We start from the raw sequence: 15,939 nt of genomic DNA on the forward strand, positions 1-15,939 counted from the left end.
CATGAATGACGTTGTTTAAGAATTTTCGAGGTTGTGTGCTTAGCCGCACACACAACTAAATGCACGTTTTTGTGATTATTATCGTGTTAAAACAATAGGAAGTACCATGGCAACGAGTCCACACACACACACATTTAAAGATGTAAACGAAGAGCAACTTCCCGTTGCTAATAATAAGCTTCATGGTTGGAAGCATTTTGCCGGATTATACGCGGGTGAGCATGTTGCAGCCACTGAGTTTGTTATTGGTGCAACATTTGTTGCACTGGGTGCATCAACCATCGACATTTTACTAGGTCTATTAATTGGTAATTTATTAGCAATGTGTTCTTGGTGGCTAATTACAGCGCCAATTGCAGTAGAGACGCGTTTAAGTTTATATAATTATTTGAACAAAATTGCTGGTAACTCAATGACTAAGCTCTATAACTGGGCTAACGTCATTATTTTTAGTGTTATATCGGCTGCGATGATTACGGTATCGTCCACTGCGGTTCGATTTTTATTTGATATTCCCGCACAGTTAGATTGGTACCCAAATAGTTTAGCGTTTGTGGGTATTGTTTTAGCCGTTGGCTCTATTGTTGTATTTGTGGCTATGTATGGTTTTTCTACTGTAGCTGACTTTTCTAAAATTTGTGCACCTTGGCTATTTGTTATTTTTATAGCGGGCTCGTTTGCACTTTTCCCTGAACTTTCAAATCATGTAATTGGGTCAACCACTTTAACCAGCTTTAGTGACTTTATGACCATTGGCGACTCATCCATATGGACAGGTACGAATGCAGAAGGGGAGCAGGGAATTGGCCTACTAGAGGTAATTGGTTTTGCGTGGGCTGCTAACTCTATTACTCACTTTGGTTTAATTGATATGGCGATTTTTAGATTCGCCAAGCGCAAAAGCTATGGTTTGTTCTCGGGCGTAGGCATGTTTTTTGGTCATTACTTAGCGTGGATCTCTGCCGGTATTATGGGTGCAGGTGTTGCGGTATTACTTAAAACAACTATTTCATCACTCGATCCGGGCGATGTGGCTTACCACGCATTAGGTTGGACTGGGTTTGTTATTGTAATTATTGCCGGTTGGACTACTGCTAACGCAAACCTTTATCGTGCGGGGCTTGCGGCGCAATCTATTTTTGTAAACCACTCTCGTGAGCGCACAACCGCTATTGTAGGGATTGTGACCGTAGTTATTGCATGTTTCCCGTTCGTATTTTCTCAAATGCTACCTTTACTTACTTACGCTGGCTTATTGGTTGTGCCTGTTGGGGCGATTGTATTTGCCGAGCATGTATTATTTCCTAAAATTGGCTTAACGCGCTACTGGGCTAAATACAAAAACATAACTCGAAGTGTGCCGGCCATTGCGTCTTGGGCGTTAGCGTTAGTGTTTGGCTTTGGTTTAAATGCGCTAGATGTTATGTCGTTTTATTACTTATTTATACCTACCTGGTTTTTTACCATTGTTGTTTACACGCTGTTAGCGAAAAAGTATGGCGCTGGTGAAGACTACAAACAACATATAGCTGCCGAGGAACAAGAGCAACGTGATATTAAAGCGTATCAAGCAGCGCAGGCGAAAGACATTCCAAAACCTGTAGTTGATGGTTCCATGTTTACTAAAGTGCTTAATGCGGTTTCGACTATTTCACTTGTCATTATTTGTATATTTGCAAGCCAAGTCATGTTTTTTAGCGACACAATGAGCATATATAGCGCAAACAAATTGCAGTTTGAGATAGCGTGTTTCATCTGTACGGTTATCTATTTTGTTACCGCTTATTGGTCATTAAAACGCCATAAAGCGCTCAATGCTGCATTGTAATTTACACGTTTTTTAATTTTTGTTTTAGTAAGGCCGCACCATGACACAACATCACACTAATGCCCTTGTTAAAGGGCTAAACCAACAAAGCTTGGCATATATGCCAAGCCATGTAGACACCCCTAGCTACGACCGCAGAAAAGTAAAAGCAGGTATAGTTCACATTGGCGTTGGCGGTTTTCACCGTGCTCACCAAGCCATGTATATTAATGAGTTATTAAAAACGCCAGGTTCTGAGCAATGGGGTATTTGTGGTGTAGGCTTGCTTGAAGCAAATCGTGTACTTCGCGATGTATTAAAGCAGCAAGACTACCTTTACACATTAACGGTAAGACACCCAAATGGGACAATAGACAATACCGTTATAGGTTCTATGATTGATTTTTTGTTTGCGCCTGAAAACAAACAAGCTGTTATTAATAAGCTCGCACACCCTGATACTAAAATTGTGTCTTTAACTATTACTGAAGGCGGATACAACTTTAACCCAGTAACGGGTGAGTTTGATTATGCAAACCCAGACATAATTAATGACATTAATAATCCAAACGATCCTATTACTGCATTTGGATATATAGCAGCTGCGTTGAAGCTACGTAAAGAACAAGGCCTTAATGCGTTTACAGTACAGTCTTGCGATAACATTCAACATAATGGCAATGTAACGCGCAAAATGTTACTCGCTTTTGCCGCAGAGCAAGATGCAGCATTAAGTGAATGGATTGCTGCTAATGTAATGTTTCCCAATGCTATGGTAGACCGAATTACGCCAGTATCTAAACAAAGTGATATTGAATACGTTGTTGATGCTTACGGTGTTAGCGATGAATGGCCAATAACGTGTGAATCGTTTACACAATGGGTAATTGAAGATTCATTTTGTGACGGGCGGCCAAATTGGGATAACGCTGGTGCTCAATTTGTAAAAGATGTAACCCCTTTTGAAACCATGAAAATTCGCTTATTAAATGCAGGCCACTCAGTACTGGGTTTACTGGGGTCTGTACATGGCTATGGCACAATTGACGAAACAGTATCAGATCCCTTATTTGCAAAGTACTTACGTGCGTTTATGGATAAAGAAGTAACGCCTAACCTAGAGCAATTAGAAGGCATTGATCTTGAAATCTACAAAGACACACTTATTGAGCGTTTTGCAAACCCTAATATTAAAGACAGCTTATCGCGTATTTGTTCGGAGAGTGCAGCTAAACTACCTAAGTTTTTAATTGCCACTATTAACGAAAACCTAGCGCAAGGGCGAGATGTATCACTAGCTACACTCGTTATTGCTGCATGGTGTTTTTATAGCGACAAAGGGGAAGATGAGCAAGGCAATACGCTTGAAGTCATTGATGCAATGCAAAGCGAGCTTCATGAAGCTGCTGCTAAAACGACGACTGATAACCTTGCATTTTTATCGCTAACAAGCTTATTTGGCGATTTAAACACGCAAAGCGCCTTTACGTCTCACTACAAAAACAATGTAGACGCGTTATACGCACCAGCAAGCAAAATAAAAGCAATTATGAAAAACGTGCTTGAGCCTAAAGGTAACTAATAATGAGCATTTTAATTGATTCTAAACAAGGTAAAGACGTAAGCGTAAGTTGTTTTGGCGAAGTGCTATGGGATTGTTTTGCAACAGGTAAACGCTTAGGTGGTGCACCATTAAACATGTGTGTGCGCATTAACTCATTAGGTATTAAAGCCGACATGATAAGCGCAGTAGGTAACGATGAATTAGGTACTGAGCTTCTTGGCGAAATTAAAGCAAAAGGCGTTAGTTGCGATTATATTGCCGTTAATAACGACAAAAAGACCAGCACCGTACAAGTTACTTTAGACAAAAGTGGTTCAGCCAGCTACGAAATAGTCGCTGATACGGCATGGGACAACATTACTCTTACTGATTCACTTATTGAAAAAGTAAAAGCCAGTGATGTATTTGTATTTGGCAGCCTAATTGGCCGCAGTGAAGCTTCACTTGCTACGCTAAACCAGCTAGTTGATGTAGCTAACTTTAAAGTGTTTGACGTAAATTTACGCGCCCCGCATTACACATTAGACACGCTAGTAGATTTAATGAATAAAGCAGATTTTATCAAGTTAAACGATGAAGAGCTTTACGAAATTGCCAAAGCAATGGGGTGTAAGTTCCATTCGCTTGAGCAAAACCTAGCATTTATTGCAGAGCAAACTAACACTGAATATTTATGTGTAACCAAAGGCAGTCACGGCGCACTGTTAACTGTTAAGGGCCAAAATTATTATAATTCAGGCTATTTAATTAGTGTTGTAGACACAGTGGGCGCTGGGGATTCATTCTTAGGTTCATTGATATATCAGTTATGTAGCAGCGATTGTGCTCAGTATGCGGTTGATTTTGCCTGTGCGATAGGGGCTATGGTTGCAGAAAGTGCAGGTGCTACACCTACATTGACTCATGAAAAAATTAACGAATTTATGCGTCCTCTTTAAAAAAATTGTGTGTTGAAAGCGGCTTAAGCAATATGCTTAGCCGCTTTTTTTTGCCTAAAAATAGTGTGGTAAACATACATTTTGAACGTTTAGACAGCGGTATTCGTCAGGTTTCTAAACGAGTTATCAAATTACTTCATAAAGTGAACAAATCATGAACGATTGCGACTAAGGTATTAGCTAAACGTCTAATTGTTTGTAATAAATAGCTTTGATATTGTTCCAAAGTTATTAAGTCACATTTATGCGAAGCGATACACACTGCGCTTCTAAATACCCATACAAAAGAGAAACGTGCTTTATGATTATCTTTTTTATTTGCCTCACCATATTAATTCTGGGATATAAGTTTTATAGCCCATTTGTAGAAAAACAAGCAGGCATGGATTCAACGGTTGATACACCACAAAAACGCTTTAGTGAAGGTGTTGATTACGTGGCTATTCACCCTGTTCGTGCTTTTTTAATTCAATTTTTAAATATTGCGGGTGTGGGTCCAATTTTTGGCCCTATACTGGGCGCTTTATATGGTCCGGTTGCGCTCGTATGGATTGTGTTAGGAAATGTATTAGGTGGCGCTGTTCACGACTTTTTCTCAGGTGTAATGAGTATAAAAGAAGACGGTAAAAGCTTACCTGAAATAGCTGGTCACTATTACAATGTTGTATTTAAAGGCTTTATGCTTATTTTCACCGCAATGCTGTTATTTTTTGTTGGTGTAGTATTCATAATGAGCCCAGCGGGTTTACTTAGTAACTTAAATTTATTTGAAGGTACATTTTTAGCCAATAATACTTTTTGGGTATTGGCTATTTTGGCTTATTACTTTTTAGCGACGCTGCTACCAATTGATAAGATCATTACACGTTTTTACCCTATTTTTGGTTTGTTAATGATTGTTATGACAGTCGCTGTTGCCGTGTCGTTACTTATTAACGCGCCACATTTACCGGTTGCTGGCGACTTTTTGGCGTATTTTGAAGCCGATCACGCGCATGACTTTTTAGCACCAAACCCCGACGGGTTACCAACTTGGCCCCTATTATTCATAACCATTACCTGTGGTGCTATTAGTGGTTTTCATTCAACGCAAGCACCTATTATTGCTCGTTGCTTAACAAACGAAAAATATGTACGCCCGGTGTACTACGGTGCCATGATGTGTGAAGGCATTGTTGGTTGTGTTTGGGCATTGGCTGGTATTGCGGCTTTCCCTGAAGGTTATGCTGGTTTAAAAGCAATGCTTGATCAAGGTGGTCCAGGCTTAGTTGTAAACCATATTGCAAATAGTTACTTAGGTGTATTTGGCGGTATTATGGCAATTATTGCGGTTGCTGTTTTCCCTATTACCTCAGGCGACACCGCATTTCGTTCACTGCGCTTAACGGTAGTTGATGCCTTTAATATTCCGCAAAGTATACGTAATCGCCTGTTGTTGGCTTTACCTATTCTAACTATTGCTTACTTTATGACCAAGTTGGATTTTTCATTAATTTGGCGTTACTTTGCGTTTTCAAATATGTTGCTTTCTACCAGTGTACTATGGCTTGCTACTAAGTATTTGTTTGACCGTGGCACCTTTCATTGGATTGCAAGTATACCTGCGGTTATTGCAACGGCTGTGACCTTGTCGTATATCACAACAGCTGCAATTGGCTTTAACTTATCGAGCGATTTAGGTAAACCCATAGGTGCAGGGGTCGCGGTGGTTGGCCTGATCATACTTGCCATCGTGCATGCTAAGCATAAAGCGAGCCCAGCAGTTTAAATTATTTCCGTGTAAAACTAAAAAGCGAGCTAATTAAGCTCGCTTTTTTATTCGTCAAATCGTCTGGTTAAATACTGTCTCGCGTTGCTAAATCAAAGTAGCTGTGATCGTCGAGTGTTTTACTGATCATCATCGCACCCTCAAGCATACTTACCGTTTGAATAGCTGCTTTTTGTGGGTTTATTTCACCGTTGACCGAATGCGCTGCGCTTAGCCAGGTTAAATTTTGAGTGAAAAAGCGCTTTACTTCTTCACGTACTTTTTCAGGTAAGCTGTCACTCTCGGCGCCAAGTAAACCGCATAAGCACATTTTTTTATCGGTCACCAATGCGCCCCTAAATAGCGACGTATAAAAGTCGATAGGATTTTTTCCTTGCGCTTTTAACTCAGCGGGTTCCCCTAATGAAAGCAAAAACGCATCAGTATATTGATGTGCAAGCTCTGCGCCTAAGTCGGCTTTAGTAGGGAAGTGATAATGTACACTGGCGCTTTTTATACCTACTTCGTTAGCAAGTTCTCTAAAGCTAAAATTGCTGTATCCGCCTAGGCGTACTTTATTCTCTGCCGCTTTGAGTAGGGCCTCTTTTTTGCTCATACATCTTCATCCTATTGTTGACCATAAAATTATCGACCAGTAGGTAGTTATTTTCAAGCCTTATTATTTTTATAAATAAAATATTAAGTTTCATGCGGTTAGCAACTACTCTGCTTATGTAGTTATTTTAAAGTTTGACTTAGTTTGGTATAAAGAATATAAATACCTATCAGTAGGTAGTTAAATTAAAAAAGGTCACACTCAATGAAAATTTATGATGTAGAAAACTTTCCAAACCCGCTTCGCATTCGTATTGCGCTAGCAGAAAAAAATGCGACAACTGAAGTTGAATTTATTGCGGTTGACTTGCTTAATGGTGAACACCGGACAGAGGCTTTTATAGCTAAAAACCCATTAGCTGGTGTGCCAGTATTAGAGCTTGATGACGGAACATTTATATCAGAATGCACAGCAATTACTGAATATATTGATGCTGCTTTTACAGGACCATCATTGATGGGCATTTCGGCAAAAGAGCGCGCAGTAATAAATATGATGCAAAAACGTGCTGAGTCTATGGTACTTGATGCTGTTGCAACGTATTTTCATCATGCTACTGATGGATTAGGCCCAGAGCTTGAAACATATCAAAATATTGCATGGGGCGAAAAGCAAGGTGAAAAGGCGCGTACTAACTTAAATTATTTTAACGATATACTTGCTAAATCAAGGTTTGTTGCGGGCGATAATTTTAGCATTGCCGATATAACTCTTTATGCTGGATTAGTGTTTGCTGGGTTTGCCAACATTGCGCTACCGAGTCATTTAACTCATTTGCTAGCGTGGCAAAAAGCAGTTGCAGCTCGACCAAGCGTAGCGGGCTTATAAGTAAAAGTGGGTTCAATAGGCCAATTAAACTCGGTATATTGAGTTTCATTGGCAAAACAAAAATTTAAGGGGCAAGCATGAAAATAGCAGCCGATTTTAGTCAGCGTATAGTGGTGAACAGTAATACATTACCGTGGGTAAAATCGCCTATGGCAGGCGTTGATAGGCGACCTCTTGATCGCATAGGCGATGAGGTTGCGCGTGCAACGAGTATTGTTCGTTATGCACCAGGTAGTGAGTTTTCGCCACATGTTCATACCGGCGGGGAAGAGTTTGTTGTGTTAGAAGGTGTTTTTCAGGATGAACATGGCGATTTTCCTGCTGGCTCGTACATTAGAAACCCGCCGCAATCACAACATAAGCCGGGTTCAAAAGAGGGATGTATTATTTTTGTTAAGCTTTGGCAGTTTCAGCCACAGGATAGAACACACGTTCGGTTGCAAACTCACTTTATGGGAAGCGTTGAACACTCAACACAACAAGGGGTTGCGGTAACACCTTTATACAAAGATGAGTTTGAGGAAGTTAGCTTAATTCATTTAGCGCCTAATGCGCAGTTTGTTTTAGATGCTGAGTGCGGAGCTGAGTTGTTAGTAATTGAAGGCGCCGTAACAGAAGGGCAAGATTTGCTTGAAAAAAGTAGCTGGTTGCGTACGCCTGTAAATTCTAATGTTTTAGCAAAAGCAGGCAAGCTGGGTGCGAAGTTATGGGTTAAAGAAGGGCATTTAAACGATGTAGATAACCAAATTGCACGAGTGCAGCAAGCTTAACTAACTTAAGCTCAGCTTAAATACGGTTTTGCTGATTTGCTTCATCATTGATTAATATAAAGTGCTTTATGCTCAAAACTTACTATAAGAATGAGCAAATGTAATGGTAAATTTAACTCCTAGTTTAACACTTGATATAGAAGGCGCTGGACGCGAAATTTTTATAACGTTAAAAGCCGTGGGTAATTTAAAGCACGCTGATTACAATGCAATCACCCCTAAAATTGAAGCCGCGCTTTTAAAGGTAAACAACCCGATTATTAATTTATTTATAGATGGCATTGAGTTAAAGGGCGTGGGTTTTAAATCGATATTTGACGATTTGAATTTAGGGATAAAGCATAATAAAGCGCTAAGTAAAGTAGCTATTTACGGTAATAAAACATGGCAAGCAACCGCTGCAAACATTGGGAATCGTATTATTTGTGGTGAAATGGCTTACTTTGAAAATGCCACTGCGGCAATTGATTGGCTTGAACACTAGTTTTAAATGGGCCTATTATTTTGGGTTTAGGCTAGTGTTATTAGACTAAAGTCTATAGGTTAGATTTCTTCACTTATTAGTTTTTTTTTATCGTTTGTCGGTTTTATAGGGATCCTCTAAAGTTCAGTTGTCGGCAACAAGCACGACTTAACTTAACAGGATTATGACCATGAAAACACTTATCAAAACTATCGCTCTTGGCTCACTATTAACATGTTCAGCTGCTGCAATGGCTGATCAAAGTGATTACAAATTAATGGTTATTGAAGCGCAAACCGCGCCGCAGCCACTTGAGCAATCTTTTAATAGCTGTGCACTTAATGTTAAGTCAAAAAACTATGCTGAAGCAGAACAAATTTGTACTAAAGCAATTGCACTATTACAAGATGCCGATGCCCCTAAATTTAAAGTTCGTCAGCTTACATCATTTGCATTAAGCAATCGTGGTGTAGCGCGCCTAAAAGCTAAAAACGAAACGGCCGGCCTTGCTGACCTATACGAAGCAAAACAACTATCTAACAACGATATGGTATCGCATAACTTAACGCGCGCTAAAGAAGAGCTTGCTTTATAGCACTCAGATTAACAATAGTTAAAAAAGCCCCTGTAGGTATTTATCTACAGGGGCTTTTTTAGATTAATTTTTAAAATGTTGCAGGGTGTGTTAGCTCAAAGTACATCGTCTAAAACGGGCAATGCAGGAAAAGCACCCTTTGATAAACAGGCTTTTGAGCCACAGCGAAGGCCAAAACTTAATGCGTCTTTAATTACTTGTTTATTATTGAGTTTGTCGCTTGGTAATAGCGTCTCGTTGTAATGATTTAAATGATATAACACACCTGCAATAAACGCGTCTCCGGCACTGGTTGTATCTATTGCATTAATAATCGGTGCAGCTTCACTTACGTTAAACGTTTTATGGTAAACAGTGGCAGGCTCGGGTCCATCGGTTAAGAAAATTAAACTAACGCCTAACTCTAATAGCGATTGTAAATATTCATCACCTGATTGACTGGTGTGTTCCGCTAAAAAATTTAACTCATCACGTGATAGTTTTATAATGTCGCAATGGGCGTAGCAGGCACGCACATTAGGCTCAATATCACGAATATTATGCCAAAGGCTGTATCGTAAATTTACGTCAAAGCTAACAAGTTTATTATGAATTTTTGCTTGTTTTAAAGCGCTCAATGTTGTGTTTGCAATGGCAATACTTGTTAGCGTATTTGAGCAAAAGTGTAGGGTACTTATTTCATCCCACTGAATTTGCTGTAAATGTTCAGGAGCAAGGAGTAGGTCGGCGGTGTTATGGCGGTAAAAATTAAAGCTGCGTTCGCCAGTTTCATCTAAGCTGACAATAACCATCGCTGTTTGCGCATTTTTTATAGTAAATAAATACTCGGTGCCGACATTATATTGCTTTAACGCGTCGGTAAGTTGTTTGGCAAAGTAATCATCACCCATACCACCACAAAAAGCTGCGTTTCCACCTAACTTTGCATAGCCTACTGCTACGTTTGCAGGTGCGCCACCAGGAATAGGTAAATACGCTGTGTTGTGTGAGTCTTGTGGCAACATATCAATAAGCAGCTCGCCAAGGCTTAGTAATTTGGTCATGTTATAAATCCTAAAAAACCTAGCAAGGCTAGGTTAAATGTAAGGGAGAGTAATAAAATTTAAGTTGAGTAGGGAATAAAGCGCTGAAATAAAACTGCATTTCAGCGCTCAACACACTCAGACTCGGTTAGTTAAACGCGTATTTAAGCGTTAGTGATGTTGTACGGCCATTAATTGTACGTGCGCGTATAATATCGTTTGCTGGTACAGAGCCTTCCTCTGCTTCTGTAATACCTACTGTATCAAATAGGTTATTTACATTCAGTGCTAGGCTAAGGTTTTCAGATAGGTCGTAGCTTACAAAGCCATTTACCTGTGTGTAACCATCGAATTTAAGGTCGTTATTATCTTGAGCGTAAGCGTCAGTTGTACCAATAAAGCTCAGACCTGCTGCCCCTTTCTCATAGCTGTAGCGAGCCATTAGTGAGTAAATTAAATCCGCTTGACGGCGTGGTGTGTTACCTACAACGTCAGGAGATAGTGCATCTTTAGCAATTTCAGCATCAGTCCACGTCAAGTTACCACGAAAATCCCACGCATCCATGAAGTACGTTGATTCAAGTTCAATACCTTTGGCTTCGTACTCACGGTCGAAGAACTTTTGTGATGTTGCTTCAAAGTTTTGTTCTTCAGTTTCTGCGTAGAACGCTGTTGCAAATACCGATAGCGAGTCAAAACGCTTTTTAACACCAAACTCAAATTGATTTACTTCATCAATTGCATCTTCATCAGCTACTGAGCCATCTGAGCGTACTTTACCAAATAAAAGACGATCAGCGTTTGCACGTCCGCCTTTACTGATACGCGCAAATGTTGCAAGGCTAGGGTCTATTTGGTAGTTGGCACCAATTGAGTAAGACGAGTAGCTCCAGTCGTAATTTACTGGGCTTGAGTTAGCATGATCAATACCGACAACATTCTGCTCGGGTACTGAAATAACACCATCACGGTTCATATCAACAGTAGATGTTACTGCTCCTGCGTAGTTGCCGCGTGCTTCACCGCTGTCGTAACGCGCACTTGCATCAATGCTTAAGTCACCAAGTTTAGTTGAGAAAGCAACATAGGGTGCACGTGTGTCGTATTCAGTGTCGTAGTCGCGCTGACAACAGTTACCCCAAAATGGCGTGCCGTATGCGTATAAACCATTTTCTGAAAACTCAGTGCCGTCGGCAGCCGTTACATTTAACAGTGCTGCGTTGTCACCTTTAAGCTCCATAACGTAAGAGTTCCACAACCACGACATCGCTATGTTTTGCGTTGATGCGTAGTAACCAAACGTAAGGCTTGTGTCATCGTCAAACGATTTTGTTAGTTTAAAGTCGTTAACAATAGAGTCAAAGTCATTCATTGTTACGTCAAACGTATGAATGCGCATAGCTAAATCGCCATTGAATGCGTCACCTGTGTTTGCATTGCTCAGTGTTGCGCCTGCTCCGCCAATGCTTGCAGCCATTGCCGATGCATCGCCTACTTCAGCTGGAATAATAGAATTAAAGTTTCCGCCAACTGACGATTTACGAAAACGGTTTTCAATACGCCAATCGTTGTCTAAGTCGAATACAGCTTCAAAGCCAATAGAATCAACATTTGGGTTCATACCATCGCGAATGTCACCATTGCTAATTTGGTTTTGACCATTTAAGCGAACTGTTTTAGTGAATAGTGCTGAATGCGGTGTATCTGACTGAGAATCAAACCCAGGAACTGAATCACCATTTGAGTACATTGGCATTGGAAGGTAACCAACGCTTTTGTCGTCTAAGTGCTTGTAGTAAAGACGCACATAGCCGTTTTCGAAATCTTTAGTCAAATTAGCTTTTATTTGACCACCTTTATTTGATGTGTAACCCGTTTCACGTGGGCCTTCACCTTGGCGTACAAAGCCACCTACATGAAAGCGAACGCTGTCGGTTAAATAAGTACCGTATTCAAAATCAGTACGTACACTGTCAAAATCTAGGCCAACAGTGGTTGCAACGCTGCCCGATTCGTTTTCGCCGTTTTTAGAGATAAAGTTGATGATACCGCCCGGTGCATTACTTGCTGCTGTAGACGCTGAACCACCACGAATTGACTCAACCGTTTGTACCGTGTTGTCAAGGCGCATAAAAATATCAGCATTACCAAAAGCGATGTCACCGTATTGCAGTACAGGTAAACCGTCTTCTTGTAACTGTAAAAATTTAGCGCCACCTGATGCAACAGGTAGACCACGAACTGCAATGTTTGCATTACCTTCACCGCCAGTAGATTCTGAACGGATACCCGGAATGATTCTAAATGCCTCAGCGGTAGAGCGAGGTGTTGAAACTTGAACTTGTTCAAGCGAAACACTGCTTACAGATACGCTTGAAGCCATAATTGTTGTACGGCGTGGAACACCGGTTACAACGATTGTTTCAAGTCCTTTGTTTTGTGATGCTTCTGGCTGTGTAGTTTCTGCTTCTTGAGCATTAATGCCTTGGCTTACTGCAAGTGCTAATGCACTGATTAAATATAAAGGAGTGTTGTGTGTTGTCATGTGAACGCCTCGTTATGTTGAACCTAAATGGTTATTTATTTTTACTTAATCGATTAAGTAAAAATAACAAAATTTTTACAAGATGCAAATTATTTTATTATTAATTTGCTCTTTTTTTACTCACCCATTGATTTTTAGGGTAATTTTTTTGTTAAATAATTATCAAATTAATTAGTAACTACGTTATTTTGCTCTAAAGCTGATGCTGATGGGTCACGAAAATAATTAAATAGCATAGCCAAAAATAAAATAACTGCAAAACCAGTTGCTAAGTAAAAACCGTAACGCACATGACCAAAGTAATCACTGATCATGCCCATCAAAAGCGGGGCTAATGCTGCTGACAATGCGGTAAAAAATAATATAACGCCGGCTACAGCACCATGTTGTTGAACAGGGAAACAGGAAATGCCCTTAGAGTTTAAAGTAGGGTAAACCATTGACATAAATAAACCTGAAAGCGGAAGCAATCCAACGGCCCAATCTACACCGCCAATTAATGTGCCTACATAACATAGTGCTATGCCAAGGCTTAGGTAGGTCATTACGCCTTGCCAGCTAAAGCGATTTAGTAACCATACCGCTATAAAACGACCCGCCGCGCGAAGTATAAAGAATATGGTTAATGCGTAGGTTGCAAGTAATGGCCATGAACCAGTGTAATCTTGTAATAGTGTTGGCATCCATACATAAATAGCCACTTCGGTTGCAACGTATAGTGCGATAGCCATTGAAAAGCCCAGTGCATAAGGGTTTTTAATCATTTTCATGGTGGTGGCAAGTGAAGCGGGTTTTTCGGTTGTTTTTACAACTGGCGGATAATCTGCGCGCCACGCCAGAAGCGCAAGGATCAAACACATAACACCAGCAATAATGTAAAGGTATGTCCAGCTAACATTTTGAACGAGTAAAACACCTACCAGTGCAGGACCAACAATAGCACCTATTCCAAAAAAGCCTTCTACCTTGTTCATTGTTTTGGTGTGTTCTTCGTTACTGTGTGAAATATCACCCAATAAAGCTAATGCACCTGTTTTAAATAAACCGATTGCCAAACCAATACAGCAAAGAAGTACCAAGAAAAAATTAAAACTAGAACTTACTGCAAATAAAAAACAACTCGCAGAAAAAATGAGTAACCCCAGCATAATGGTTTGCTTTCGTCCAAGGCTGTCGGCTAAAAAGCCTAAAAATAGTCCACTAAAAGCAATTAAAGCCATTGGCGCATAATGAAAGGCACTGGCTTGGGTCATACTTAAGCCAAAGTCTTTTATAAGCTCAGGGATGATCATGCCGACCGCATCAGAGGTCATGGCAAACATAAAAAACATCATGTATGTGAGCCAGCGTATTTGTCGCAACGGATCGCTGCTTACTTGTGTGTGTGGTTTTGTCATTTTATTTAATCCTCGTTAAATGCAGACTAATACGCGCTAAGTCAGTTAGTTACTTAGTGAAGTATTATTCATGCAACGATATTTGTATGTAAAATTTTTAAAAATTACTTGTAAATTTTCACTCTCTAGTTAAAGATATATCTTAATCGATTAAGATTCAACATGGTAATCACACAATGATGCAAAACAAAGTTCAATTGATCACATATGCTGATCGAATCACTGGCCAAGACATTAATGCACTCACTACACTTTTAAATGGATCTTTAAAAGGCGTATTTGGCGGTGTGCATTTGTTGCCATTTTATAACCCAATTGACGGCAGTGATGCTGGCTTTGACCCAATAGACCATAGTGAAGTAGATTCAAGAATAGGTTCTTGGGAAGACATTAAAGCGCTTGGTAACAACCATGATTTAATGGCCGACTTAATTGTTAACCATGTTTCGGCGCAATCTTTTCAGTTTCAGGATGTGCTTGCTAAAGGTAAAGCCTCTAAATTTTGGGATTTGTTTTTAACCAAAGAAGACGTATTTCCAAATGGTATGAGCGACGCAGAGCAAAAAGCAATTTATCGTCCTCGCCCTGGTAGTTGTTTTACACCAATGAAATGTGGTGATGGCGAAACGTACGATTTTTGGACTACGTTTACCGATAATCAAATTGACATTAATGTAAAGGTAGAGGCTGGCGTTGCGTATTTAAATAATGTACTCACCAAGTTCTCTGCTAATAATGTAAATATTATTCGCTTAGATGCAGCGGGTTACGCTATTAAGCAAGCGGGTACTAACTGTTTTATGCTAGATGAAACGTTTGGTTACTTAGATAACTTATCTAAGCAAGCAAATGAATTAGGTATGGAAACAATTGCTGAAATACACAGCCATTATCAAACTCAGGTTGAAGTGGCTAAACGCGTAAACATGGTTTATGACTTTGCACTGCCGCCGCTTATTTTACATAGCTTGTTTAATAACGATGTTGATGCACTTTTGAAGTGGCTAAAAATATCACCACGTAACTGTTTAACTGTACTCGATACACATGACGGCATAGGCATTATTGACGCTGGGCCAATGGGCGACAAACCAGGTTTATTAAACGCTGAGCAAATTGATAACCTTGTAGAAACCATGCATGCAAACAGTAATAACGAAAGCCGACAAGCAACTGGGGCTGCAGCCAGTAATGTTGATTTGTACCAAGTTAACTGTACTTATTACAACGCATTGGGGGCAAAAGATTTTGATTATTTATTGTCTCGCGCCATTCAGTTTTTTGCACCAGGTGTCCCACAAGTTTACTACGGCGGTTTATTTGCATGCGAAAACGACATGGAGCTTTTAGCCAAAACAAATGTTGGCCGTGATATTAACCGCCCATATTTAAATGCAGATAAAATAAGCGAATCACTTGATAAGCCCGTTGTAAAAGGCTTAATTGAACTGATTAAAATTCGTAACGAACACCCTGCGTTCTCTGGTGAGTTTTCAGCGCAAGGTGAAGGCGGTATGTGTTGTTTAACGTGGCAACTTGGTGAGCAATCTATTTCATTAAGTGTAGATTTTGAAGCAAGAACCGCCCTTATAACGCAAGTAAATGGTGATGAAGAAACATCGATAAGTTTAGATTCTTTATTGTAAC

The 15,939-nt window shown here is 40.0% G+C and carries 13 protein-coding genes; 9 read left to right on the forward strand and 4 right to left on the reverse strand.

The annotated features are described in order from the left end of the window. Positions 1 to 106: 106 nt before the first annotated feature. The 4 genes from CWB65_RS00300 (at position 107) to CWB65_RS00315 (ending at position 6,077) form a co-directional block, all read left to right on the forward strand. Positions 107 to 1,828 (forward strand): purine-cytosine permease family protein, encoded by a 1,722-nt coding sequence (locus tag CWB65_RS00300; protein ID WP_039037534.1) that lies wholly within the window; start codon positions 107 to 109, stop codon positions 1,826 to 1,828. A gap of 40 nt (positions 1,829 to 1,868) precedes the next feature. Beyond that, positions 1,869 to 3,389, forward strand: coding sequence for a mannitol dehydrogenase family protein (locus CWB65_RS00305; protein ID WP_138739549.1), 1,521 nt, complete (start codon positions 1,869 to 1,871; stop codon positions 3,387 to 3,389). A gap of 2 nt (positions 3,390 to 3,391) precedes the next feature. After that, positions 3,392 to 4,309, forward strand: a complete 918-nt coding sequence (locus CWB65_RS00310) for a carbohydrate kinase family protein (protein WP_008128560.1) — start codon at positions 3,392 to 3,394, stop codon at positions 4,307 to 4,309. A gap of 301 nt (positions 4,310 to 4,610) precedes the next feature. Then, complete coding sequence (locus CWB65_RS00315; protein WP_006792628.1) at positions 4,611 to 6,077, forward strand: carbon starvation CstA family protein; 1,467 nt, start codon at positions 4,611 to 4,613, stop codon at positions 6,075 to 6,077. A 67-nt stretch (positions 6,078 to 6,144) separates the two neighbouring features. On the opposite strand, the gene CWB65_RS00320 is transcribed toward CWB65_RS00315, so the two are convergent. Beyond that, a complete protein-coding gene (locus CWB65_RS00320) occupies positions 6,145 to 6,672 on the reverse strand; it encodes a TetR/AcrR family transcriptional regulator (protein WP_008128564.1) in 528 nt (175 codons plus the stop codon). Between the two features lie 204 nt (positions 6,673 to 6,876). Between CWB65_RS00320 and CWB65_RS00325 the strand changes: the two genes are divergently transcribed. From CWB65_RS00325 to CWB65_RS00340, 4 genes are all read left to right on the forward strand, one after another. Further along, the gene (locus CWB65_RS00325; RefSeq protein WP_008128566.1) at positions 6,877 to 7,500 is read left to right on the forward strand and encodes a glutathione S-transferase family protein; all 624 of its coding nucleotides are present in this window, start codon (positions 6,877 to 6,879) and stop codon (positions 7,498 to 7,500) included. 77 nt (positions 7,501 to 7,577) lie between these two features. Beyond that, complete coding sequence (locus tag CWB65_RS00330; protein WP_008128569.1) at positions 7,578 to 8,270, forward strand: cupin domain-containing protein; 693 nt, start codon at positions 7,578 to 7,580, stop codon at positions 8,268 to 8,270. Between the two features lie 103 nt (positions 8,271 to 8,373). After that, positions 8,374 to 8,754 carry a SpoIIAA family protein gene (locus tag CWB65_RS00335; RefSeq protein ID WP_008128571.1) on the forward strand — a complete coding sequence of 127 codons (381 nt, stop codon included), beginning with the start codon at positions 8,374 to 8,376 and terminating at the stop codon, positions 8,752 to 8,754. A 169-nt stretch (positions 8,755 to 8,923) separates the two neighbouring features. Beyond that, on the forward strand, positions 8,924 to 9,328 hold the full coding sequence (locus CWB65_RS00340; RefSeq protein ID WP_006792633.1) for a hypothetical protein: 405 nt from the start codon (positions 8,924 to 8,926) through the stop codon (positions 9,326 to 9,328). Between the two features lie 95 nt (positions 9,329 to 9,423). On the opposite strand, the gene CWB65_RS00345 is transcribed toward CWB65_RS00340, so the two are convergent. The 3 genes from CWB65_RS00345 to CWB65_RS00355 all read right to left on the reverse strand — a co-directional run bounded on the left by CWB65_RS00345 (position 9,424) and on the right by CWB65_RS00355 (position 14,292). Beyond that, a complete protein-coding gene (locus tag CWB65_RS00345; RefSeq protein ID WP_138739550.1) occupies positions 9,424 to 10,371 on the reverse strand; it encodes a carbohydrate kinase family protein in 948 nt (315 codons plus the stop codon). A gap of 127 nt (positions 10,372 to 10,498) precedes the next feature. Further along, positions 10,499 to 12,895, reverse strand: a complete 2,397-nt coding sequence (locus CWB65_RS00350; RefSeq protein WP_138739551.1) for a TonB-dependent siderophore receptor — start codon at positions 12,893 to 12,895, stop codon at positions 10,499 to 10,501. 167 nt (positions 12,896 to 13,062) lie between these two features. Next, entirely contained in the window at positions 13,063 to 14,292 is a 1,230-nt protein-coding gene (locus tag CWB65_RS00355; RefSeq protein ID WP_138739552.1) for an MFS transporter, read from the reverse strand. A gap of 176 nt (positions 14,293 to 14,468) precedes the next feature. Here CWB65_RS00355 and gtfA point away from each other — a divergent pair, with 176 nt between their 5' ends. Then, entirely contained in the window at positions 14,469 to 15,938 is a 1,470-nt protein-coding gene (gtfA, locus tag CWB65_RS00360) for a sucrose phosphorylase (RefSeq protein WP_138739553.1), read from the forward strand. The last annotated feature ends 1 nt before the right edge of the window (position 15,939 follow it).

Origin of the sequence: Pseudoalteromonas sp. S554, assembly GCF_005930865.1 — a bacterium.
GTDB lineage: Bacteria > Pseudomonadota > Gammaproteobacteria > Enterobacterales > Alteromonadaceae > Pseudoalteromonas > Pseudoalteromonas marina.

What these genes read in the sequence shown, in the direction of transcription:
- CWB65_RS00355 (WP_138739552.1), bottom strand. Translation starts at nt 14,292, where the DNA reads ATGACAAAACCACACACACAAGTAAGCAGCGATCCGTTGCGACAAATA.
- CWB65_RS00330 (WP_008128569.1), top strand. Translation starts at nt 7,578, where the DNA reads ATGAAAATAGCAGCCGATTTTAGTCAGCGTATAGTGGTGAACAGTAAT.
- CWB65_RS00300 (WP_039037534.1), top strand. Translation starts at nt 107, where the DNA reads ATGGCAACGAGTCCACACACACACACATTTAAAGATGTAAACGAAGAG.
- CWB65_RS00315 (WP_006792628.1), top strand. Translation starts at nt 4,611, where the DNA reads ATGATTATCTTTTTTATTTGCCTCACCATATTAATTCTGGGATATAAG.
- CWB65_RS00345 (WP_138739550.1), bottom strand. Translation starts at nt 10,371, where the DNA reads ATGACCAAATTACTAAGCCTTGGCGAGCTGCTTATTGATATGTTGCCA.
- CWB65_RS00340 (WP_006792633.1), top strand. Translation starts at nt 8,924, where the DNA reads ATGAAAACACTTATCAAAACTATCGCTCTTGGCTCACTATTAACATGT.
- CWB65_RS00335 (WP_008128571.1), top strand. Translation starts at nt 8,374, where the DNA reads ATGGTAAATTTAACTCCTAGTTTAACACTTGATATAGAAGGCGCTGGA.
- CWB65_RS00310 (WP_008128560.1), top strand. Translation starts at nt 3,392, where the DNA reads ATGAGCATTTTAATTGATTCTAAACAAGGTAAAGACGTAAGCGTAAGT.
- CWB65_RS00305 (WP_138739549.1), top strand. Translation starts at nt 1,869, where the DNA reads ATGACACAACATCACACTAATGCCCTTGTTAAAGGGCTAAACCAACAA.
- gtfA (WP_138739553.1), top strand. Translation starts at nt 14,469, where the DNA reads ATGATGCAAAACAAAGTTCAATTGATCACATATGCTGATCGAATCACT.
- CWB65_RS00320 (WP_008128564.1), bottom strand. Translation starts at nt 6,672, where the DNA reads ATGAGCAAAAAAGAGGCCCTACTCAAAGCGGCAGAGAATAAAGTACGC.
- CWB65_RS00325 (WP_008128566.1), top strand. Translation starts at nt 6,877, where the DNA reads ATGAAAATTTATGATGTAGAAAACTTTCCAAACCCGCTTCGCATTCGT.
- CWB65_RS00350 (WP_138739551.1), bottom strand. Translation starts at nt 12,895, where the DNA reads ATGACAACACACAACACTCCTTTATATTTAATCAGTGCATTAGCACTT.